Annotated in this window: 15 protein-coding genes; 6 read left to right on the forward strand and 9 right to left on the reverse strand. The window is 70.9% G+C overall.

The features are described 5' to 3' along the window. Window positions 1-41: 41 nt before the first annotated feature. Together V2W30_RS14195 and V2W30_RS14200 are read right to left on the reverse strand one after the other, a co-directional pair. On the reverse strand, window positions 42-1976 hold the full coding sequence (locus tag V2W30_RS14195; RefSeq protein WP_338696638.1) for an AMP-dependent synthetase/ligase: 1935 nt from the start codon (window positions 1974-1976) through the stop codon (window positions 42-44). 210 nt (window positions 1977-2186) lie between these two features. Next, on the reverse strand, window positions 2187-2855 hold the full coding sequence (locus V2W30_RS14200) for a TetR/AcrR family transcriptional regulator (RefSeq protein ID WP_338696640.1): 669 nt from the start codon (window positions 2853-2855) through the stop codon (window positions 2187-2189). Between the two features lie 127 nt (window positions 2856-2982). Here V2W30_RS14200 and V2W30_RS14205 point away from each other — a divergent pair, with 127 nt between their 5' ends. Together V2W30_RS14205 and V2W30_RS14210 are read left to right on the forward strand one after the other, a co-directional pair. After that, the gene (locus V2W30_RS14205) at window positions 2983-3450 is read left to right on the forward strand and encodes an SCP2 sterol-binding domain-containing protein (protein WP_338696642.1); all 468 of its coding nucleotides are present in this window, start codon (window positions 2983-2985) and stop codon (window positions 3448-3450) included. 7 nt (window positions 3451-3457) lie between these two features. Then, entirely contained in the window at window positions 3458-4675 is a 1218-nt protein-coding gene (locus V2W30_RS14210; protein ID WP_338696644.1) for an acyl-CoA dehydrogenase family protein, read from the forward strand. 96 nt (window positions 4676-4771) lie between these two features. Here the strand turns inward: V2W30_RS14210 and V2W30_RS14215 are convergent, their stop codons facing one another. The 3 genes from V2W30_RS14215 to V2W30_RS14225 form a co-directional block, all read right to left on the reverse strand. Continuing rightward, a complete protein-coding gene (locus V2W30_RS14215; protein ID WP_338696646.1) occupies window positions 4772-6355 on the reverse strand; it encodes a vWA domain-containing protein in 1584 nt (527 codons plus the stop codon). Window positions 6356-6578: 223 nt separating this feature from the next. Further along, a complete protein-coding gene (locus V2W30_RS14220) occupies window positions 6579-7466 on the reverse strand; it encodes an ABC transporter permease (protein WP_338696648.1) in 888 nt (295 codons plus the stop codon). 421 nt (window positions 7467-7887) lie between these two features. Then, window positions 7888-10587: an alpha/beta fold hydrolase gene (locus V2W30_RS14225; protein ID WP_338696650.1), complete on the reverse strand. Its 2700-nt coding sequence runs from the start codon at window positions 10585-10587 to the stop codon at window positions 7888-7890. Between the two features lie 147 nt (window positions 10588-10734). On the opposite strand from V2W30_RS14225, the gene V2W30_RS14230 reads away from it, so the two are divergent. Continuing rightward, a complete protein-coding gene (locus V2W30_RS14230) occupies window positions 10735-11157 on the forward strand; it encodes a GNAT family N-acetyltransferase (protein ID WP_338696652.1) in 423 nt (140 codons plus the stop codon). Window positions 11158-11259: 102 nt separating this feature from the next. Here V2W30_RS14230 and V2W30_RS14235 read toward each other — a convergent pair whose 3' ends face one another. After that, window positions 11260-12666: an APC family permease gene (locus V2W30_RS14235; RefSeq protein ID WP_425244535.1), complete on the reverse strand. Its 1407-nt coding sequence runs from the start codon at window positions 12664-12666 to the stop codon at window positions 11260-11262. Between the two features lie 497 nt (window positions 12667-13163). On the opposite strand from V2W30_RS14235, the gene V2W30_RS14240 reads away from it, so the two are divergent. Beyond that, entirely contained in the window at window positions 13164-14012 is an 849-nt protein-coding gene (locus tag V2W30_RS14240) for a hypothetical protein (protein WP_338696654.1), read from the forward strand. A gap of 72 nt (window positions 14013-14084) precedes the next feature. Here V2W30_RS14240 and mmsA read toward each other — a convergent pair whose 3' ends face one another. The 3 genes from mmsA to V2W30_RS41585 are packed head-to-tail and all read right to left on the reverse strand — an operon-like array spanning window position 14085 to window position 18210. Beyond that, a complete protein-coding gene (gene mmsA / locus V2W30_RS14245; RefSeq protein WP_338696656.1) occupies window positions 14085-15620 on the reverse strand; it encodes a CoA-acylating methylmalonate-semialdehyde dehydrogenase in 1536 nt (511 codons plus the stop codon). Window positions 15621-15640: 20 nt separating this feature from the next. Further along, window positions 15641-17530 carry a 3D-(3,5/4)-trihydroxycyclohexane-1,2-dione acylhydrolase (decyclizing) gene (iolD, locus tag V2W30_RS14250; protein ID WP_338696658.1) on the reverse strand — a complete coding sequence of 630 codons (1890 nt, stop codon included), beginning with the start codon at window positions 17528-17530 and terminating at the stop codon, window positions 15641-15643. Next, window positions 17527-18210 carry a 5-deoxy-glucuronate isomerase gene (locus V2W30_RS41585; RefSeq protein WP_425244536.1) on the reverse strand — a complete coding sequence of 228 codons (684 nt, stop codon included), beginning with the start codon at window positions 18208-18210 and terminating at the stop codon, window positions 17527-17529. Before V2W30_RS41585 ends, iolD begins: the two co-directional genes overlap by 4 nt. A 59-nt stretch (window positions 18211-18269) precedes the next feature. Here V2W30_RS41585 and V2W30_RS14260 point away from each other — a divergent pair, with 59 nt between their 5' ends. Further along, window positions 18270-19289, forward strand: a complete 1020-nt coding sequence (locus V2W30_RS14260) for a helix-turn-helix domain-containing protein (protein WP_338696660.1) — start codon at window positions 18270-18272, stop codon at window positions 19287-19289. A gap of 440 nt (window positions 19290-19729) precedes the next feature. Beyond that, the gene (locus V2W30_RS14265) at window positions 19730-19930 is read left to right on the forward strand and encodes a helix-turn-helix transcriptional regulator (protein ID WP_338696662.1); all 201 of its coding nucleotides are present in this window, start codon (window positions 19730-19732) and stop codon (window positions 19928-19930) included. The last annotated feature ends 133 nt before the right edge of the window (window positions 19931-20063 follow it).

The following is a 20063-nucleotide window of genomic DNA, read 5'->3' on the forward strand; positions in this document are numbered from 1 at the left end:
GGGTGGAGTGGGCCGGGGTGGGGATCAGGTTGGGGGCTGGGTCACGCGCCGTCGTACAGCTTCTCGATCTCGCGCTCGTACGCCGTCATGACGGCCCGCCGCTTGATCTTCAGGGACGGGGTGAGCAGGCCGTTGTCCTCGGTGAACTCGCCCTCCACCAGCGTGAATCTGCGGATGGACTCGGCCCGCGAGACGGCCTGGTTGGCGTAGTCGACGGCCTTCTGGACGGCGGCGACCATTCGCGGGTCGCCGATAACCTCGGAGAGCGGTGTGTCGGCGGGGAGCTTGCGCATGCTCAACCAGTGCGCCACGGACTCCGGTTCAAGAGTGATGAGCGCGGCCACGTAGGAACGGTTGTCGCCGACCACCAGGCACTGGCCGACGGGCGACCGGCTGCGCAGCCTGTCCTCCAGGACGGCCGGTGAGACGTTCTTGCCGCCGCTGGTGACGAGGATGTCCTTCTTGCGGCCCGTGATGGTCAGGTAGCCCTCGTCGTCGAGCGCGCCGAGGTCACCGGTCGTGAACCACCCGTCCGCGTCCAGGACTTGGTCGGTCGCCTCCTTGTTCTGCCAGTACGCGCCGAAGACGATGCCACCCTTGATGAGCACCTCTCCGTCGTCGGCGATCCGGACGGCGGTGCCGGGGACGGGCAGGCCGACGGTGCCGGGCCGGGGCCGCAGCGGCGGGGTGATCGTGGCCGCCGCGGTCGTCTCGGTCAGGCCGTAGCCCTCGTAGATGACGATTCCGGCGGCGTAGAAGAAGAGGTTGAGGTCGCGGTCCAGGGGCGAGCCGCCGCTGATCGCGTACCGCAGCCTGCCGCCCAACTCCTTGCGGACGCGCCGGTATACGAGCACATCGTAGAGGCCGGCGGCGATCCTCAGGCCGAAGCCTGGGCCCTGCCCCGCCTCCAGGAAACGGGCGAGGTGCGCCTGCGCGAACCGGACGGCGATCCGGTCGGCCCGGTCGAAGGAGGCGCCGCGGCCGATCTTCTCGGCGGTGGCCCGGCCGGTGTCGTGGATCTTCTCGAAGAGGTACGGCACGCCGACCACGAACGTCGGCCGGAACGAACGGAGTTCGGGTCGCAACTCGTCCGGCTTGATGCTCGCGCAGTGTCCGAGTTCGATCCGGGCGAGCAGGCAGGCGATCTGGATCGTACGGCCCAGGATGTGCGCGAGCGGCAGGAAGAGGAGGGTGGAGGCGACCTGCCCGGTGATGGCCTTGAAGATGGGGTGCAGCAGTTCGACGGTGTTGGCGGCCTCCGCGTGGAGGTTGCCGTGGGTGAGGACGCAGCCCTTGGGTTTGCCGGTGGTGCCGGAGGTGTAGCAGATCGTCGCGACGCTGTCGGGGGTCAGGGCCGCGCGGCGCCGGGTGACCTCCTCGTCGCTGATCTCCCGTCCCTGCGTGGCGAGTTCGAGGACGGCGCCCGCGTCCAGCTGCCAGATCCGGGGGCGGTCGGGCTCGGGCAGGGCGGCCAGCGCGGTCTCGGCCGTGGCGGCGTTCTCGGGGGTCTCCACGATCAGCATCCGGGCGCCCGAGTCCCGCGCGATCCACTCGATCTGCTCGGGCGACGACGTGGCGTAGATGGGGACGGTGCGGCCGCCCGCCGCCCAGATCGCGAAGTCGAGGACCTCCCACTCGTAGCGCGTACGGGACATCAGCGCGACGCCCCCGCCCGGTTCCAGGCCCGCCGCTATCAGGCCCTTCGCCGCGGCGGTCACCTCCCGGGCGAACGCTGCGGCGGTGACCGGGCGCCACTCCCCCGCCTCCTTGCGGCGCAGGACGACGGCGTCCGGGACCTCCTCTGCGTTCACGAAAGGGATGTCGGCGGGGGTCCCACCATCGTGCGGCGGGGCGGCGAGTGCGGCTACCCGCGCCTCGCGCACCGTGCCGTGCTCGTCCCTGACCAGCTCGACCTTCGCGCGGTCGGCCAGGTCCGTCCGCTTCCTGGCCCGCTTCAGATCCTTGCGTACGCCCATGACGGCTCCCGGTCGCGCGACTGACTGACTCGCCCCTGCCCGTTCGTACTTACTGGGACGTCAACTTACTCACGCGTAAGGGAAATTCAATGGCCTGGAGTGAATTGGGGTGGGTGGGGTGGGGTGGGGTGGGTGGAGCGGGGTGGGGTGGGTGGAGCGGGGTGAGGTGGAGTGGGGTGGGTGGAGTGGGGTGAGGTGGAGTGGGGTGCTTTACGGGAGCCAGACCTTGCCGTCCAAGACGTCTCGCATGCCCACCCAGACCATGTTCATCAGGCGCAGAGTGATGCCCTCCGGCGACTGGCCGGGGTGGCGCTCCATCCAGTCCGTGAGCGAGTCGGCCGCACCCACCAGCGCGTGCGCCACGAAGTCCGCGTCCTCGTCACCGAGTTGAGCGGCCCGGTGGCCGCGATCGGCGCCGTCGGCGCGGTCCGCGCCCGGGATCGCGCCGTCTCCCGTGCTTTCCCTGATGCCGTCCCTGATCAGGCTCGCGACCTCGGACATCACCGCGCGGCGCGCCTCCGCCACGGCCGCGGCGATCGCCTCGCTCAGTTCGGACGCCTGCCGGTGCAGCACCACCCAGCTGTCGCGGTGCTCCGCGACGAACACGAAGAACGCCGACAGGCCCGCGTACAGGCGCAGTTCGGGCGCGGGGCCCGCGCCTCGCGCCGCCTCCTGGAACGCCGCGACGAGCCGTGCCGCCTCGCGGCGCAGACACGCCAGGAAGAGACCTTCCTTCGAGTCCAGGTACAGGTACACCATCGGCTTGGAGATCCCGGCCAGTTCGGCGATCTCGTCGACGGACGAGGCGTGGTAGCCGCGCTTGGCGAAGACCCGTACGGCCACGTCGATGATCTGCTGCTCGCGCTCGTGGCGCGGCACGCGCTTCCTTCGCGCTGCCGTGCGCCCTTGAGTCGCTTCCGATGTCCCCGTCACTCTTGTCAGCCTACCTACGTCGCCGTAACCTTACCAATCAGTAAGTTTACTATCAGGTAAGGAGAGTGGCTCCATGAGTGGTGCCGACGAGATCGCGGCTCTCGACTTCTCGAGCGTCACGCCGGAGGAGTTCGCCCGGATCGTGAAGGGCCTGTCCGCCCAGCAGATCAACGAGATCGCCGAGGACACCACGCTGCGCGCCCGCATCCTCAAGGAGGTCTTCGGACGCATGGAGCGGCAGTTCAAGCCCGACGTCGCCGGCTCCCTGGAAGCGCTGATCCGCTGGAAGGTGACAGGCCAGGGCGAGAGCCCCGAGGCGGTCTACGAGACGAAGATCTCCGGCGGCACCTGCACGGTCACCGAAGGCCGCTCGGACGCCGAACCCCGCGTCACGCTGATCATGGGCGACGCCGACTTCCTGAAGCTCGTCTCCGGCAACTCCTCGCCGGTCACGATGTTCATGATGCGCAAGGTGAAGATCGCGGGCGATGTCGCGCTCGCGTCCGGACTCACCCGCTACTTCGACATCCCGAAGGCGTGATGCCACCGTGGCCTTCTCCCTCGAACTGAGCGAGGAACAACGGGACCTGCGCGACTGGGTGCACGGCTTCGCCGTCGACGTCGTACGCCCCGCGGCCGCCGAATGGGACGAACGCGAGGAGACGCCCTGGCCGGTGATCCGGGAGGCCGCGAAAATCGGCCTGTACGGGTTCGAGTCGCTGGCGGAGATGTTCGGCGACCCGAGCGGGATCTCCCTCCAGATCGCCAACGAAGAGCTGTTCTGGGGCGACGCCGGCATCGGCATGGCGCTGTTCGGCACCTCGCTCGCGGTGGCCGGGATCTTCTCCTCCGGCACGCCCGACCAGCTCGCCGAGTGGGTCCCGCAGTGTTACGGCGACGAGGCGGACCCCAAGGTCGCCGCGTTCTGCGTCTCCGAACCCCAGGCCGGGTCCGACGTGTCGGCCATGCGGACGCGGGCCCGCTACGACGCGGCGAAGGACGAATGGGTGATCAGCGGCCAGAAAGCCTGGATCACCAATGGCGGCATCGCCGACGTGCACGTCGTCGTCGCCTCCGTCGAACCCGAACTGGGCGCCCGCGGGCAGGCCGCCTTCATCGTTCCCCCGGGCACCGCCGGCCTCGAAGGCGGCCGGAAGATAAGGAAGTTGGGGCTTCGGGCCTCCCACACCGCCGATGTGTTCCTGGACGACGTACGGGTCCCCGGGCACTGCCTGCTCGGCGGCAAGGAGAAGCTGGACGCGCGGCTGGCACGGGCCCGTGAGGGCGGACGGAGCGGCGGGCGCGGCCAGGCCGCCATGTCGACGTTCGAAGTGAGCCGCCCCACGGTCGGCGCCCAGGCCCTCGGAATCGCCCGCGCCGCCTACGAGTACGCCCTCGCCTACGCCGGTGACCGCGAAGCCTTCGGCCGGCCGATCATCGAGAACCAGTCGATCGCCTTCGCCCTCGCCGACCTGCGCACCGAGATCGAGGCCTGCCGGCTGCTCATCTGGCAGGCCTCCTGGATGGCCCGCAACGACAAGGTCTTCGACGCCGCCCAGGGCTCCATGTCGAAGCTCCGTGCCGGGGAACTCGCGGTCGCCGCCGGCGAGAAGGCGGTTCAGGTGCTGGGCGGGGCCGGGTACAGCCGGGAGCACCCCGTCGAGCGCATGTACCGGGACGCGAAGATCTACACCATCTTCGAAGGGACCAGTGAGATCCAGCGGCTGGTGATCGCTCGGGCCATCTCGGGGCGGCAGATTCGGTAGGTGGGGCGGGGTCGGTGGGCGCGGGGCGGTGGGCGGGCGCGGTGGCGGTGGCGGTGGGCGGTGGGCGGTGGCGGTGGGCGGTGGCGGTGGCGTTTTCTATTGTGGCTTCAGGCCTGCTGCCTGTCGGATCGCCTGGGCCATTGCCCGTACGTCCGCGTCCTCTGTCTCCTCCGCCAAGTCGCGGCAGAGCACCGCCAGTTCTGTCAGCGACGGCTCTTCCGGGAACGCCTTGTCCGATCCGTCTCCCAGCCTCTGCGCGAAGTACGCCGCCACCGCGTCGACCCGCAGGCGGGGTTCCGTCCCGTCCGACCAGAGATCCTGATCCAGGTCGGACACGGCCACGGTGCCGGACTCCTCCCGGGGCGCACGGCTCTCGGGGTCCAGCCAGCGGACCGTCGCCTTGGCGACCCGGCCCGACGCGCCCTCGCCGAGCTTCACCGCGTACAGGGCCGTCACCGTGTGGCCGGGGCCGATCTCACCGCCGTCCACGCGATCGTCGCGGAAGTCGTCGTCGGCGACGCGGCGGTTCTCGTAGCCGAGGAGCCGGAAGTCCGTGACGTTGCGCCGGTCGAAGGCGACCTGCGCCTTCGCATCCCTCGCCCTCAACTCGACGTTCGCCGGCAGCTGTTGGACGAACACCTTGCGCGCGTCCGCCGGCGTCGACACGTACGTCGTGTGGCCGTCCCCCTTGTCGGCCAGTTGCTCCATGAGCGCGTCCCCGTAGTCGCTGCCGACGCCCACCCCGAAGAGCGTGATCCCGTGCTCGCGGCGGGCGTCCGCGATGCGCTCCAGGATCACGTCGGCCTCGGTCTGGCCCGTGTTGGCGAGCGCGTCGGACAGGAGGACGACCCGGTTCGTCGCACCGGAGCGCACGCCCTCCACGGCCGTGTCGTAACCGGTGCGGATCCCCGCGTCCAGATTGGTCGAATCCGTGGGTTCCAGGGTGTCCACGGCATCGAGGACCCGGTCGCGGGCCTCGCCGTCACGAGCGCCCAGGAGTGTCATCGGCAGCACGGTCTCGGCCGTGTCGCTGAACGTGACCAGAGCGATCGAGTCGTCCGCGCCGAGTTGTCCGGTGAGCGTCGCCAACGACTCCTTGACCAGGTCCAGGCGGCCCGGCTCCGCCATGGAACCGGAGATGTCCACCACGAACGTCAGCGCCGCCGGTGGGCGTTCGCCCGAGGACGGGGCCTGCGCCGTCGCGAGGCCCACCCGCATCAGGCGCCAGCCGTCGGCGCCGGTGCGGGCGCCGTCCATCGTCACGGAGAAGCCGTTGCCCTCGGGGCGCGGGTAGTTCTGCCGGAAGCTGTTGACGAACTCCTCCACCCTCACCGTTCCCGCGTCCGGCAGGCGGCCCTCCTCCAGGGAGCGGCGGGCGTAGCCGTAGGAGGCCGTGTCGACGTCCAGGGCGAACGTGGAGAGGTGGTTCGGGTTCGCCTCGGGAGTTTTGTCCTTGCCTTCCGGTGCCACGGACGGCGCGGGTTCGTCCGCGTTGCCGTTGTTCCCGCTGCTGCTGTTTCCGGTGCCGCCGTGGAAACCTCGCGCCTTGTCCGTCGCCGAGTCCGCCGAGTCCCCCGGGCCGCCGCAACCCGTGAGCAGCAGTCCGCCTGCCAGTGCCGCGGCGAGCAGTGCCCCGCCGCGGCGTCGTAGGGAATCCGCTCCCGTCCTGTCGAACCTCATGGCCCGCCCCTCCCGGTCAGCCGTACGCCGGTGTCGGGTGTGCCTCACCGGCGTCTTGTGACTGTGACGCGCGGGGCGGGTCGAGTGTTCGTTCCGAGCGGTTGCTCCTTGGCCTCAAAGGGGTTACGGCGGGCGGGTGTTGTGACCGGTGGGTGATCCTCCGGTGATTCGTTCGTCTTGTTTGGTGTTGGGGGCGGGGTGTGGGGTGGGGGGTGTGGGGCTTTTACGAGACCACGTCTTTGCGTGCGAAGTTTCGGAACGCCAGCGCGAACAGGACCACCGCGTACGCCACCGAGACCGCCGTCCCCTGGATCATGCCGCTCCACTCCGGCTGCGGCTGGATCATGTCCGCCCAGGCGAACTGCCAGTGCGCGGGCAGGAAATCGCGCCAGTCGCCCAGCGCCGTGACCGCGTCCAGGACGTTGCCGACGATGGTCAGGAAGACCGCGCCGCCCACCGCGCCGAGGGGGTTGTCCGTCTTCGTCGACAGCCAGAACGCGAGCCCCGCCGTGACCAGTTGGGACACGAAGACGTACGCGATCACCACGAGAAGGCGCTGGGCCGCCGTACCCGCGTCGAGCGCGCCGCCCGTCGGGATCTCCAGCGGGCCCCAGCCGTACGCGGCCGTGCCCACGCCGAGCGCGACCAGCGGGAGCAGCACCATCGCGGCGAGGCTGAGGCCCAGGGCGACGGTCAGCTTGGACCACAGGAGGCGGGCGCGCGGGACGGGGGCGGCGAGGAGGTAGCGCAGGCTGGACCAGTTCGCCTCGGAGGCGATGGTGTCGCCGCAGAAGAGGGCGACCGGGATGACGAGCAGGAAGCCGGCGGAGACGAACAGGCAGGTCGCCGCGAAGTTCGCGCCGGACGCTGTAGCCGTGTCCATCAGGGTCACCGCGCCGTTGCGGCCGCCGGGGTCGCCGCCGATCGCGAAGGCGATGACCAGGATGAACGGGAGCAGGGCCAGTACGGCTGCCATGGCCAGGGTGCGGCGGCGCTTCACCTGGCGGATCAGCTCCACGCGGAGCGGGAGGGTGCGGCCGGGGCGGTAGCCGTCGGCCGTCTCCGCCACCGGGGTCGGGGCCGGGGCTGGGGGTGTTTGCGTGGCACTCATGCTGGGCCTCCGGGTGTGCGCCCTTGGGTAGGTCGTGGGGCGGGGACGTGCCGGGGAACCTCCTCGGCCGGATGGGTCTCGCCGTTCCCGGACGACCAATGTCGTGGCGTCCCGCGCTGCGTTCCTGCGGAGTCCTGCGGGGGTACCCCGGCACGTCCCCTCATGTCCGTGAGCGGCTGCGGGAGCGTGCGTGCGGCGGAACCGACGGTGCGTCCCCTCGCGTGCGCGGGCGGCTGCGGGAGCGTGCGTGCGGCGGAACCGACGGTACGTCCCCTCGCGTGCGCGGGCGGCTGCGGGAGCGTGCGTGCGGCGGTACCGGCGGTACGTCCCCTCGCGTGCGCGGACGGCTGCCGGAATGCTGCGGGGGTGCCGGTACGTCCCCTCTTGTTCGTGGGCGGTTGTGGGGGGCGGGTGGCTGTTGTCATGTCTGGGGGGCTCCGATCAGCGTCAGGAACGCGTCCTCCAGGCGGCGGTGCGGGCCCAGGGCGTTGACGGGGACGTCCAGGCGCACCAGGTCCGTCAGGAGGCGGTGCGGCGTGCCGGTCGGTCCCAGGCGGACCAGGAGGCCGGCGTCCACCCTGGTCGCTGTCTCCACGCCCTCCAGGGCTCCGACCTTCTCCACCAGCGGGTCCGGGATCTGGGTCACCAGGCCTACGAGGAGGGTGCCGCCGGAGCCGACGATGTCCGCCACCGGGCCCGCCTGGACCAGGCGTCCTCGGTCCATGACGACCAAGTGCGTGCAGGACTGTTCGACCTCGGCGAGGAGGTGGCTGGAGACGATGACCGTGCGGCCGCCCTGCGCGTAGCGGATCATCACCTCGCGCATCTCGCGGATCTGCGGCGGGTCGAGGCCGTTGGTCGGCTCGTCGAGGATGAGGAGGTCCGGGAGGCCGAGCATGGCCTGGGCGATGGCCAGGCGCTGGCGCATGCCCTGGGAGTACGTGCGGACGGCGCGGGCCAGGGCGTCGCCGAGGCCCGCGATCTCCAGTGCCTCTTCCATGTGCGCGTCCTGCGCCGGGCGGCCGGTGGCCTTCCAGTACAGCTCCAGGTTCTCCCGGCCGGAGAGGTGCGGGAGGAAACCCGCGCCCTCCACGAACGCGCCGACCCTGGAGAGGACGGGCGCGCCCGGGCGGATCGCGTGGCCGAAGACCCGGATCTCGCCGGCGTCCGGGCGGATGAGGCCCATGAGCATGCGCAGGGTCGTCGTCTTGCCCGCGCCGTTCGGTCCGAGGAGGCCGAGGACCTGGCCCTTCTCCACGGTGAAGGAGACGTCACGGACCGCGTACCGGTCGGTCGACTTCGCGTACCGCTTGCTCAAGTCCGTGATCTGGAGGGGGACTTCTGCCAGTGCGGGGTCGGGGGCGGGCGCCGTCGTGCGCCTGCGGGCCGTCAGGAGCAGGGCCGCCGCGATGACGACCGCGCCGATCGGCAGCCACCACACCCAGGACGGCAAGGGAGCCGCCGCCGTCTCCACGTCGGGCGCGGTGGGCAGGCTCAGGGCTCCGTCGTGCAGCGAGACCTGGTACGTGGCGGGCTTCGCCGGGGACGCGTAGCCGAGGTCGGTCGCCGAGAGGACGAGCCGGAGCCGGTGCCCCTTCTGCACCTCGTGGTCGATGGCCGGGAGCGTGATCGTGACGTTCTTGCCGTTGCCGCCCGCCCCGGTCACCTTGATCGGTGTGACGAGTTGGGAGGGCAGTACCTCGCGGGTACCGGCGGGGCCCGCGTCGTACACCTTCGCGAAGAGGACGGCCGTGCCGGTGGACGACTTGACGTGTGCCCGCACCGTGGGTGAGCCGGTGATCCGCACCTCGTTGCGCAGCGGTGCCGAGTCGAAGCGCGCGAACTGACCGGGGAAGTCGAGGGAGAGGCCGAAGCCGAGCGACGAGAGCCTGGACACGCTGCCCAGGCCCGGGACCGCCGAGATCGACGGGGGGCCGCCGCCCGGCGGGTTCTCGAACGTCTCCGTGGCCGACTTCAGCGGTACCGCGACGCGCTTGTCGCCGCGCAGGCCCGGATACGTCTCCCCGCTCGCGCCACGCAGCGTGGCCGCGCCGTCCGTCGAGTCGACGCCGCCGGTGCGGGTGACGCGGAACGCCGGGCCGGTGTCGGCACTCTTGTCCTGCTTCAGGTAGCGGTCGAACCAGGAGGCGACGCGGGTCTCGGTCCGCGCGACCTCCATGTCGCCGCCGTCATGGCCGCCGGCGAGCCAGTCGACGTCGACCGGTGCCCCGTTCGCCTTGATCTGGCGGGCCATCTCGTCGGCCTGCCCGAGGGGGAAGAGTGAGTCGGTCTGGCCCTGCGCGATCAGCGTGGGCACCTTGATGCGGTTCCCCACGGCGACCGGGCTGCGCTCGGCGAGGAGCTTCCTCGCCGCCGCGTCCGGTTCACCGGAGACCGCCACGCGCTGGTACATGTCGCACAGCTGCTTCTGGAAGCGGCCGCACTGGAGACCGGCCTCGCTGGTACGCGCGCCGATGTCGGCGGACCCGGAGGTGAAGAAGATCCCGGCCCACAGCTTCTTGAAGACGCCGTCCGGGAAGAGGGCGTCGGCGAGGTTCCAGTACGTGATCTGCGGAGCGATCGCGTCGACCCGGTCGTCGTGTCCGGCGGCGAGGAGGGAGACCGCGCCGCCGTACGAGGCGCCGGTGACGCCGACGCGCGGGTCGCCCGGCTTGTCGAGCCGGACCTCGGGCCGCTTCGCGAGCCAGTCGATCATCCGCGAGACGTCCGCGACCTCGCCCTTCGGGTCGTTGAGCCCGATCTTGCCGTTGGATCGGCCGAAGCCGCGCGCCGACCAGGTCAGTACCGCGTACCCGTCCCTGGAGAGCTTCTCGGCCTCTGCGCGCAGGTCGGCCTTGCTGCCGCCGAAGCCGTGGGCGAGCAGTACGGCGGGGCGCTTGTCCGTGGGGCTTCCCGAGGTGAAGTACGAGGTGTCGATGCGGACGCCGCCGCCCATCGGCATCATCCGGTCCTGCCGCTGTACCGCGGGTTCGCCGTCGGACGCGGCCGCGGCGGACCAGGTCCCCGCGCCCGCGAGCACCACAAGCGCGGCCGTGGCGGCGATCCACCGCCGTGGCCGTCCTCGTACCCGCTCGCGCCATGCGCCCAGTCGTAGATCCATACGACAACGGTAGGGGGCGCCACCGACAAGCACGGCAGCCCCCGGTCGGAACCGGGTGACCTCCCCGGGGAGTAGGGTCCGCCCTCGCCGTACCGCGTACGTGGTAGACGGCGTGGGCCGGTGGACCGTGCCGGGTAGGACGTCCCCATGCGTATCGTCCGCGCCACCACGCCGACCCAACTCCTCGCCGCCGCCGACCTCTTCGACGCGCCCCCGCGCCCGGAGTGGGCCGCCGACTTCCTCTCCGCCCCCGGCCATCACCTCTGTCTCGCCTACGAAGAGGTGGAGGGCGGTGACACCCCTGTGGGGTTCATCAGTGGGGTGGAGACCGTCCATCCGGACAAAGGGCGCGAGATGTTTCTTTACGAGCTTTCCGTGGACGAGGAGTACCGGCGGCGCGGTATCGGCCGCGCCCTCATCCGTACGCTCGCCGACCTCGCCTCGGAACTCGGCTGCTACGACATGTGGGTCGGCGTCGACACGGACAACACCGTCGCTCTCGCGGCCTACCGCGGCGCGGGCGGTCGCGACGACGGGCCGTGTCGCGTCCTCACGTGGGACTTCCCCTAGGCGGCCCGGCCGCCCCGTGGAGACGGCCGGGCCGGGGTGATGCAGGGGCGTGCGCCTGTTCCGCTGTGCGCAGGGTGGGTGCGGTGGGCCGCCGCCCGTCCCTTACGCCTGCGCGTCCTCCGGCAGCGACACCAGCCAGCGCGTCTCGCGGCGCGGGCGCAGGTACAGCGCCCAGTAGACGGTCGCCGCGGCCGTGATGCCGCCCGTCCACAGCAGGTACGAGGTCTCCTGCTGGCTGAGGATGTACGCCATCACCGCGATCAGGACGACCGGGACGGCGGGCCACAGCGGCATCCGCCAGGCCGACTGCTCGCGGTGGCTGCCGCGTCGGGAGAGCAGCGCGGCCACGGCGACGAGCAGGTACATGCCGGTGACGGAGACGCCCGTCACGCCGTACAGGGTGTCGAGGTTGACGAAGCACAGGGCCGCGCCGGGGACGCCGACGACCAGCGTGGCGACCCAGGGCGAGCCGAATCGGCCGAGCTTGGCGAGGCCGCGGTTGACCGGCTCGGGCCAGGCCTTGTCGCGGGCGGAGGCGAACAGGACGCGGGAGTTCTGGATGACCATGACGATGCCCGCGTTGATGATCGCGAGGGCGACGCAGAGGGAGACGAACGTGCCGACGGCCGAGTTCGACCAGGCCTCGACCATGCCGCTGATGTCGCCGGAGGTGAGGGCCGAGAGGTCCTTGGCGCCCAGGGTGATCGCGACGACCGGGACCAGGATGATCACCGTCGAGATGGCGAGGGTGGCGAGGACCGTGCGGGCGACGGACGTACGCGGGTTCTCCAGCTCCTCGGAGAGGTAGACGGCGGTGGAGAAGCCCTGGGTGATGAAGAGGGCGATGGCGAGCCCGGAGACGACGAGCATGGCCGTCACCGTGTCGGCGTGGCCGTTGCCGCCCGCGACCTCCATGGAGATCAGCGAGCCGGCGCCGCGCTCGGAGTGCGCGAAGCCGAGGACGGCGACGACGGCCGCCGCGATGACTTCCAGGACGAGGAAGACGCCGGTGATCCAGGCGTTGGCCCGCAGGTCGAGCAGGCCCGCGAGGGTGGCGAGCAGCATGACGCCGGCGCCCGCGAGCGACGGGTTCAGATGCACGAGCGGGGCGAGGTAGTCGGCCGTGCCCATGGCGATCACGGGCGGCACGATCATCACGACGAGGAGGGAGAGGACGAAGACCAGCCAGCCGGCGAGGCGGCCCGCGAGAGTCGACACCATGGCGTACTCGCCGCCCGCGCTGGGGATGAGCGTGCCCAGCTCCGAGTAGCAGAACGCGACGCCGATACAGAGCAGCGAGCCGATCGCGATGGTGAGGGCGGTGGCCGTGCCGAGCGTGCCGAACAGGTCGGGGACGACGACGAAGAGCGTGGAGGCGGGCGTCACGCACGACAGCGTGAGCAGGGTGCCGCCGACGACGCCGATGGAACGCTTGAGCTTCTGGGGCGGTGCCGTGTTCGGCAGGGGCTCCACCGTGGGGGACGCGGTGGGGCGAAGCATGTCGGTCATGGAGCGGTTCCGATCGACTTGTGCGGCAGGTGGTTCGGGCGGGAGCGCTATCGCCTCCGAAGGCTCTTGCGGTGCTGAGGGGGTGGTGCTGCATCCGCTCCCGGCGCGTTATGGAACCCCGCCGATATCCGGAACGTCAACGGCCGTTTCCCTGCGGATTCCGCACTCGTGACCTTGTGCAACTACCGGCGCTTCTTTACCTGTTCGCAAAGTCGGCCGAGTTCCATGCTTCGAATCGGTTAGTTGATCTTGCTATCCAAGGTCAACTGCATCATTTACTTGCGTCGCCCCATTCATCCCCTACGTATGGGAACCGCAGCCGGAGCCTCGAACTTCGCCGGAATTTGTCCGCAGTCCGGACACTCGGGCGGGCGCCGCACAGTGCGTTCATGTCCGCTATGCCCCTCGGATTGGCCGGTGTCCCCGGCCCCGCTAGAGTCCGCTCCTCATCACGCACACACAGAAAGCGCGCAGGAAGCGCATAGGGGGCGGACCGTATGAAGCACACACGAGTGTCGGCATGGGCCGGAATCACCGTGGCCGCACTGGCCGCGACAACCGCGTGCGGGTCGCAGGCCGCACAGAAGACCGCCGACGCCGTGAGCCACGCCGACACGATCATGGCGGCGCTGACCCGGGCCTCCGACAAGACCAAGGCGCTCGGCTCGGCCCAGGTGGAGACGACGACGCGGCTCACCGCGACCGGCGGCACACCGATCTCCATGGACGGCACGTACTCCTGGGGCGACGGCGCCGCGCTCGACGTGCAGATGGACACGAAGGCCGCCCAGATGCAGACGCTCCAGGACGACCCGAAGCTCACCGTGAAGATGGTCGACGGCGCGTACTACTACGAGATCGACCCGCAGGCCGACGGCCCGCTCAAGGGCAAGCACTGGATGCGCATCGACGTCGCCGCCGTCATGGGCGAGACGGGCGCCAACAACGTCGCGGACAACGCCGACCCGACCGCCGGCCTGCGCTACATCGGCGCCTCGAAGAAGGTCAAGGACCTCGGCGAGGAGACCATGCTCGGCAAGAAGACGCACCACTACCGGGGCACCGTCGGCGCGCAGGAGATCAACGCCTCCACGAACATGACCGCCGCCGAGAAGAAGGCCGCCATCAAGGCCCTCGGCACCAGCGGCGGCTCCATGACCTGCGACGTCTGGGTCGACGGGGAGGACCTTCCCGTGCGCATGTTCCAGCGCGGCGGCGGCATGGAAGTGACCATGGACTTCCTCAAGTTCGGTGCCACGAAGCCGGTCGAGGCGCCGCCCGCCTCCGACACCGGCGACCTCACCGAACAGGTCCAGGAGCAGCGCGACCAGTCACTGGGGCAGTGAACCGCGACGCGCGTACGTGAAGGGGCCCGGCCGTGGTGACGGCCGGGCCCCTTCACATGGCGTACGCGGGGATCAGTGGTTGCGCGGGAAGCCCAGGTCCACGCCCGAGGGGGCCTCGGACGGGTCCGGCCAGCGGGTCGTGACGACCTTGCCGCGCGTGTAGAAGTGCGTGCCGTCGTTGCCGTAGATGTGGTGGTCGCCGAAGAGGCTGTCCTTCCAGCCACCGAACGAGTGGTAGCCGACGGGCACCGGGATCGGCACGTTGACGCCGACCATGCCGGCCTCGACCTCCAGCTGGAAGCGGCGGGCGGCGCCGCCGTCACGCGTGAAGATCGCGGTGCCGTTGCCGAACGGCGAGGCGTTGATCAGCGCCAGGCCCTCCTCGTACGTCTCCGCGCGCAGCACGCACAGGACCGGGCCGAAGATCTCGTCCTGGTAGGCCTTCGCCGAGGTGGGGACCTTGTCGAGGAGCGAGAGGCCGATCCAGTGGCCGTTCTCGTGGCCCTCCACGGTGTAGCCGGTGCCGTCGAGCACGACCTCGCAGCCGTCGGCCGCGGCGCCCTCGACGTACGAGGCGACCTTGTCGCGGTGGACGGCCGTGATGAGCGGGCCCATCTCCGACGTCGGGTCGTTGCCGGGACCGATCTTGATCTTCTCGGCGCGCTCCTTGATCTTCGCCACGAGCTCGTCGCCGATGGCACCGACCGCCACGACCGCCGAGATCGCCATGCAGCGCTCGCCCGCGGAGCCGTACGCCGCCGAGACCGCCGCGTCGGCGGCCGCGTCCAGGTCCGCGTCCGGCAGCACCAGCATGTGGTTCTTGGCGCCGCCGAGCGCCTGTACGCGCTTGCCGTTGGCGGAGGCCGTGGTGTGGATGTGACGCGCGATCGGGGTCGAGCCGACGAAGGACACCGCCGCGACGTCCGGGTGCTCCAGGAGGCGGTCGACCGCCACCTTGTCACCGTGCAGGACGTTGAAGACGCCGTCGGGCAGGCCCGCCTCGGAGAGCAGCTCCGCGATCTTGAGGGACGCCGAGGGGTCCTTCTCGCTCGGCTTCAGCACGAACGTGTTGCCGCACGCGATGGCGATCGGGAACATCCACATCGGCACCATGGCCGGGAAGTTGAACGGCGTGATACCGGCGACGACACCGAGCGGCTGACGGATCGACGACACGTCGACCCGGCTCGCCACCTGCGTCGACAGCTCGCCCTTCAGCTGCACGTTGATGCCGCACGCCAGGTCCACGATCTCCAGGCCGCGCGCCACCTCGCCGAGCGCGTCGCTGTGCACCTTGCCGTGCTCGGCGGTGATCAGCTCGGCGATCGCGTCACGGTTGGCGTCGAGCAGCGCGCGGAACCGGAACATGATCTCGGTGCGCTTCGCGAGCGAGGACTGGCCCCACGTCGCGTACGCCTCCTTGGCGGCGGCCACCGCCGCGTCCACCTCCTCGACCGAGGCGAAGTCGACCCGCGTGGTGACGGCGCCGGTCGCCGGGTCGGTCACCGGGCCGTGGTTGCCCGATGTGCCCTCGACGGTCTTGCCGCCGATCCAGTGGTGGACGGACGTGAGGTCCTTGCGGTCCTTGAGGTCCTTGAGGTCAGGCATGGGGCAACTCCAGTGCGGTGTCAGAGGTGGCGGCGTCGGGCGGTGACGTGCCGGTCGTACTCCTCGCGGGCCTTGACCGCCGACGGTCGGTCGGCCGTCTCGGCCACGGGAACATCCCACCACGCCTGCGCGGGAGGCGGGCCCGACACTGTGTCTGCCGTTTCGGTCTCGACGTAGACACATGTGGGACGGGTGGCCGCCCGGGTCGCGGCGAGCGCTTCGCGCAGCTCACGGACGGTCTTCGCCCGGTGTACGACCATGCCGAGCGCGGCCGCGTTGGCGGCCAGGTCGACGGGCAGCGGGCCGCCCGCGTACGGCGCCCCGTCCTCGCCGTCGTACCGGTAGGCCGTCGCGAAACCCTCGGCACCGACCGACGCGGAGAGCCCGCCGATCGACGCGTACCCGTGGTTCTGCACGATGACGACCTTGATCGGGACGCCCTCCTGCACCGCTGTCACCAGCTCCGTCGGCATCATCAGGTACGTGCCGTCGCCGACCAGCGCCCACACCGGCCTGCCGGGCGCGGCGAGGGCGACACCGATCGACGCGGGGATCTCGTAGCCCATGCAGGAATAGCCGTACTCCACGTGGTACTGGTCGCGGGAACGCGTGCGCCAGAGTTTGTGCAGGTCGCCGGGGAGCGATCCGGCCGCGTTGACGAGGATGTCGTCCTCCGTCGCCAACTCGTCCAGCGCGCCGAGCACTTGGGTCTGCGTCGGCCGTACGAGATCGTCTTCGGCGGCGTAGCACGCGTCGACGCGATGCTCCCAGCGCTCCTTGTCGTCGGTGTACTCGGTGACGTACGCGGGCTCTGCCCTGACCTTCTTCCCGAGCGCCTCGCGCAGCGCCGTCAGGCCCGTGCGGGCGTCGGCCACCAGCGGGCTCGCGGCCAGTTTGTGCGCGTCGAACGCGGCGATGTTCAGGTTCAGGAAGCGGACGTTCGGCGCGCTGAACAGGGTGTGGGACGCCGTGGTGAAGTCCGTGAAGCGGGTGCCCACGCCGATCACCAGGTCCGCGGTGCGCGCCAGCTCGTTCGCCGTGGCCGTGCCCGTGTGCCCGATGCCGCCGACATCACAGGGGTGATCGTGGCGCAGGGCGCCCTTGCCCGCCTGCGTGGCGGCCACGGGGATGCCCGTCGTGTCCGCGAACGCTGCGAGTGCGTCCTCCGCTCCGCTGTGGCGGACACCGCCGCCCGCGACGATCAGCGGTCGCCGCGCCCGCTTCAACCGGCTCACCGCTTCGGCCAGTTCGGCGGCGTCGGGTGCGGGCCTGCGGACGTGCCAGGTGCGGTCCGCGAAGAACTCCTCCGGCCAGTCGTACGCTTCCGCCTGCACGTCCTGCGGCAGCGCCAGCGTGACCGCGCCCGTCTCCACGGGGTCGGCGAGCACCCGCATCGCCTGGAGCGCCGCCGGGATCAGCTGCTCGGGCCGCGCGATCCGGTCGAAGTACTTGGACACCGGGCGCAGGCAGTCGTTGACCGACACGTCACCCGCGTACGGGACCTCGAGCTGTTGCAGCACCGGGTCGGCGGGGCGACCTGCGAAGACGTCTCCGGGGAGGAGGAGCACGGGGAGGTGGTTGATCGTCGCCAGGGCGGCGCCCGTGACCAGGTTCGTGGCACCCGGGCCGATGGACGTCGTCACGGCGTGGGCCGACAGGCGGTCGCTCTGGCGTGCGTAGCCGACCGCCGCGTGCACCATCGCCTGCTCGTTGCGACCCTGGTGGAACGGCATGTCGTCGCCGTACTGGAGCAGTGCCTGGCCGAGGCCCGCCACGTTGCCGTGGCCGAAGATGCCCCAGGTCGCTCCGATCAGGCGGTGGCGGGCGCCGTCACGTTCCGTGTACTGGTGGGCGAGGAAGCGCACGAGCGCCTGGGCCACGGTGAGGCGGGTGGTCGCGCTGGTGTTCATCGGTGTCCCTCCGTGACGTCGTCCGGGTGGAAGCAGATCTTCCACTCTCGCTCCTTTCCCGGTCCCGCCGTCACATTCAGGTCGTACGTGGCGTGGCCGGCTGTGCCGCTGACGCCCGCGCCGTCCCCCTCGGCGGGAACCTCCGGCGCGGGGCCGTAGCGGACGGGGAGTCGTCGACCGCACCTCGCTCCTGCCAGGGCGAAGCGGCCTCCCGCACCGGAGGCGATCTCTGCGCGGGTGTCGCGCGGGACGCGCGCGAGGTCGCTCGCGTCGCTGAACACGCTTGCCCTGCCGCGTAGTTCGATGATCCGCCCTGGTAGGTGAACAGAGCAACCGCCTGTCAGGGGCAGAACGAGGTGGGTCACGTGTCCACTCTCCCTCTTCCGCGGTGCGGTCGCCCGGCCTTCGGCGGTGCGGTCGTCCGGCGGCCTGGTCGATTCGGTCGCCGCCCGTGCCGGGCGGGGCCCCTGGACCGGGCGTCGACCGGTGGGTGGGGCGGGGCCGCGGTGGGGTGCCTCCTCGGCCGGATGGGTCGCATCGCCCCCGGACGACCAAAGTCGCGTGCGGGTGCGCTGAATGCCTGCGGAGTCCTGCGGGGGCACCCCACCGCGTCCCCTCGACTCGTTCTCCCTCCGTCCCCCGGTGCCACCGGAGGACGAGATTTCAGGGCCGGCCGCCACAGGCCGCTCGCCGCGCCCGGGGCTACCTCAGGCCGCGCGGCGTGTAGCAGTATCGACGGATGAGTTCTCGCGCCCCGGGTACCTCACGTTCCGCCATTCGTCCCGCCCGCTGCCCGAACGGCACCTGGGAGACCGCGTCCGCGCGCCCGCACCCCCGATTGCGCCCCGGCGTCATCGGCTACCGCGGCTTCCGGCTCGACTTTCCCGAGCCGCGCTCCCGCCTGGAGGCTCCGATCGGCGCGGTGACGCTGATGCTCGGCTTCCGGGGGTCGGTGCGGATCACGGAGGCGGGCGGCGGCTGGGTCGGGGTGGGCAGGGACCGGGGCCCGCGCCCCACCGGGCTGCGTACGGTCGAGCTGACCTCCGTCCTGTCGGGCCTGACGACGACCCCGGCCCTCGGCGAGCACTCCGGCCGACTCGCGGGCGTGGAAGTACTGTTGACGCCCTGGGCCGCCTTCCGGATCTTCGGTACGGAGCTCCACGAGTTGTCCCGTTGGAAGGTTCACCCGGATGAACTGGGGGCGCTGCGCGCCGGGGTGGTAGAGGAACTCTCCTGTGTATTGGGGGAGTTGTCCTCGTGGCGGGCTCGGTTCCGGCTGCTGGACGCCACCTTGGGGGGCTGGCTGGAGACCGGGCCGCACTGCGCGAGCGGCACCGTACACGCCTGGTACGCGCTGACGCACAGCGGCGGCGCACTCCCCGTCACCCGGCTCGCCGACGAAGTCGGCTGGAGCGTACGGCACTTGGAGAACCGCTTCCGGGAACAGATCGGCCTCAGCCCGAAGTCCGCGGCGCGGGTGCTGCGCCTCCAGCGGGCCCGGCGGCTGCTCTGCGCGGGCAGCACCCAGGCCGAGACCGCGGCGGCCTGCGGGTATTACGACCAGGCGCACCTGAGCGGCGAGTTCAAGGCGATGACCGGGTGCACTCCTCGCGAGTTCGCCCTGGCACGCGGCGCGCGGACCGATCCGGGCGGGCCGCCGGCCACCGACCGGCTGAACGGGGAGGCGACGAGCCTGGTCCTGCGCCGCGACACCCGGTCCGGTAGTACGCATTTCTCCAAGACCGGCGGTATGTGCTGACGGCACCCTTGTCCCTTCAGGCCAACTGGCCGGGGGGAGCGGGGAGTGGGGCGGGCCTGGCGCAGCAGGTCCGCCCCACCGCGCCTTGTCCCTTGCCTTGTCCGTTGGCCTGCTCCCTTGCGTTGTCCGTTGACCTGATCCCTTGCCTTGTCCGTTGACCTGCTCCCTTGCGTTGCCTCTCGCCTTGCCCCTTGCGTTGTCTCTCGCCTTGTACCTTTTCGCGCCGGTGTATGCGCCCGCAGCGCGCCCCCTTTGCATCACTCACGTCACAAACGCCCCCTTCCTGTCACGCTTGTCCGCCCTACGCGGGTTCTGCGTCACAGGGGCCCCACAGGCCCTCCCTTCACCTCGGTGCACCTCGTTCTCCGGGCACAGGGTGAGTGATCGCCGACGGCCACCCCCGAGCCGTCGTCGCGACACCCGCCAGGGAGGAGCCACTGATGACCGACCGCAGGCTCTGGTCGTACAAGGACATCGCCGCGCACATCCGGGTCCAGCCCGATACGGTCCGCTCATACCGCAAACACGGGCTGCTGCCGCCCCCGGACCATGTGGAGGGCGGCAAACCCTTCTGGTACGCCGACACGGTGAGAGCGTGGGTGGCCTCCCGCCCCGGCAACCGGGGCCGCGCGACCGACTGAGCCGTGCAATGAGCAGAAAGCCCTGAATCCGCTGGATGCGCTGGATGCGCGGTGGACGCTTAGGGCTCGTGGAGGCTCGTGGAGGGGGCTGGGGCCGATCCCAGCCCTTCTTCCGGGCCCTAGCGATCGCCCT

Source organism: Streptomyces sp. Q6 (assembly GCF_036967205.1).
GTDB classification, from domain to species: Bacteria; Actinomycetota; Actinomycetes; order Streptomycetales; family Streptomycetaceae; genus Streptomyces; species Streptomyces citrinus.

Excerpts from the sequence above, each read along its gene's own strand:
- V2W30_RS14205 (WP_338696642.1), top strand. The coding sequence starts at position 2,983 with ATGAGTGGTGCCGACGAGATCGCGGCTCTCGACTTCTCGAGCGTCACG.
- V2W30_RS14230 (WP_338696652.1), top strand. The coding sequence starts at position 10,735 with ATGCGTATCGTCCGCGCCACCACGCCGACCCAACTCCTCGCCGCCGCC.
- mmsA (WP_338696656.1), bottom strand. The coding sequence starts at position 15,620 with ATGCCTGACCTCAAGGACCTCAAGGACCGCAAGGACCTCACGTCCGTC.
- V2W30_RS14265 (WP_338696662.1), top strand. The coding sequence starts at position 19,730 with ATGACCGACCGCAGGCTCTGGTCGTACAAGGACATCGCCGCGCACATC.
- V2W30_RS14195 (WP_338696638.1), bottom strand. The coding sequence starts at position 1,976 with ATGGGCGTACGCAAGGATCTGAAGCGGGCCAGGAAGCGGACGGACCTG.
- V2W30_RS14260 (WP_338696660.1), top strand. The coding sequence starts at position 18,270 with ATGAGTTCTCGCGCCCCGGGTACCTCACGTTCCGCCATTCGTCCCGCC.
- V2W30_RS14235 (WP_425244535.1), bottom strand. The coding sequence starts at position 12,666 with ATGACCGACATGCTTCGCCCCACCGCGTCCCCCACGGTGGAGCCCCTG.
- iolD (WP_338696658.1), bottom strand. The coding sequence starts at position 17,530 with ATGAACACCAGCGCGACCACCCGCCTCACCGTGGCCCAGGCGCTCGTG.
- V2W30_RS14240 (WP_338696654.1), top strand. The coding sequence starts at position 13,164 with ATGAAGCACACACGAGTGTCGGCATGGGCCGGAATCACCGTGGCCGCA.
- V2W30_RS14215 (WP_338696646.1), bottom strand. The coding sequence starts at position 6,355 with ATGAGGTTCGACAGGACGGGAGCGGATTCCCTACGACGCCGCGGCGGG.
- V2W30_RS14225 (WP_338696650.1), bottom strand. The coding sequence starts at position 10,587 with ATGGATCTACGACTGGGCGCATGGCGCGAGCGGGTACGAGGACGGCCA.
- V2W30_RS14220 (WP_338696648.1), bottom strand. The coding sequence starts at position 7,466 with ATGAGTGCCACGCAAACACCCCCAGCCCCGGCCCCGACCCCGGTGGCG.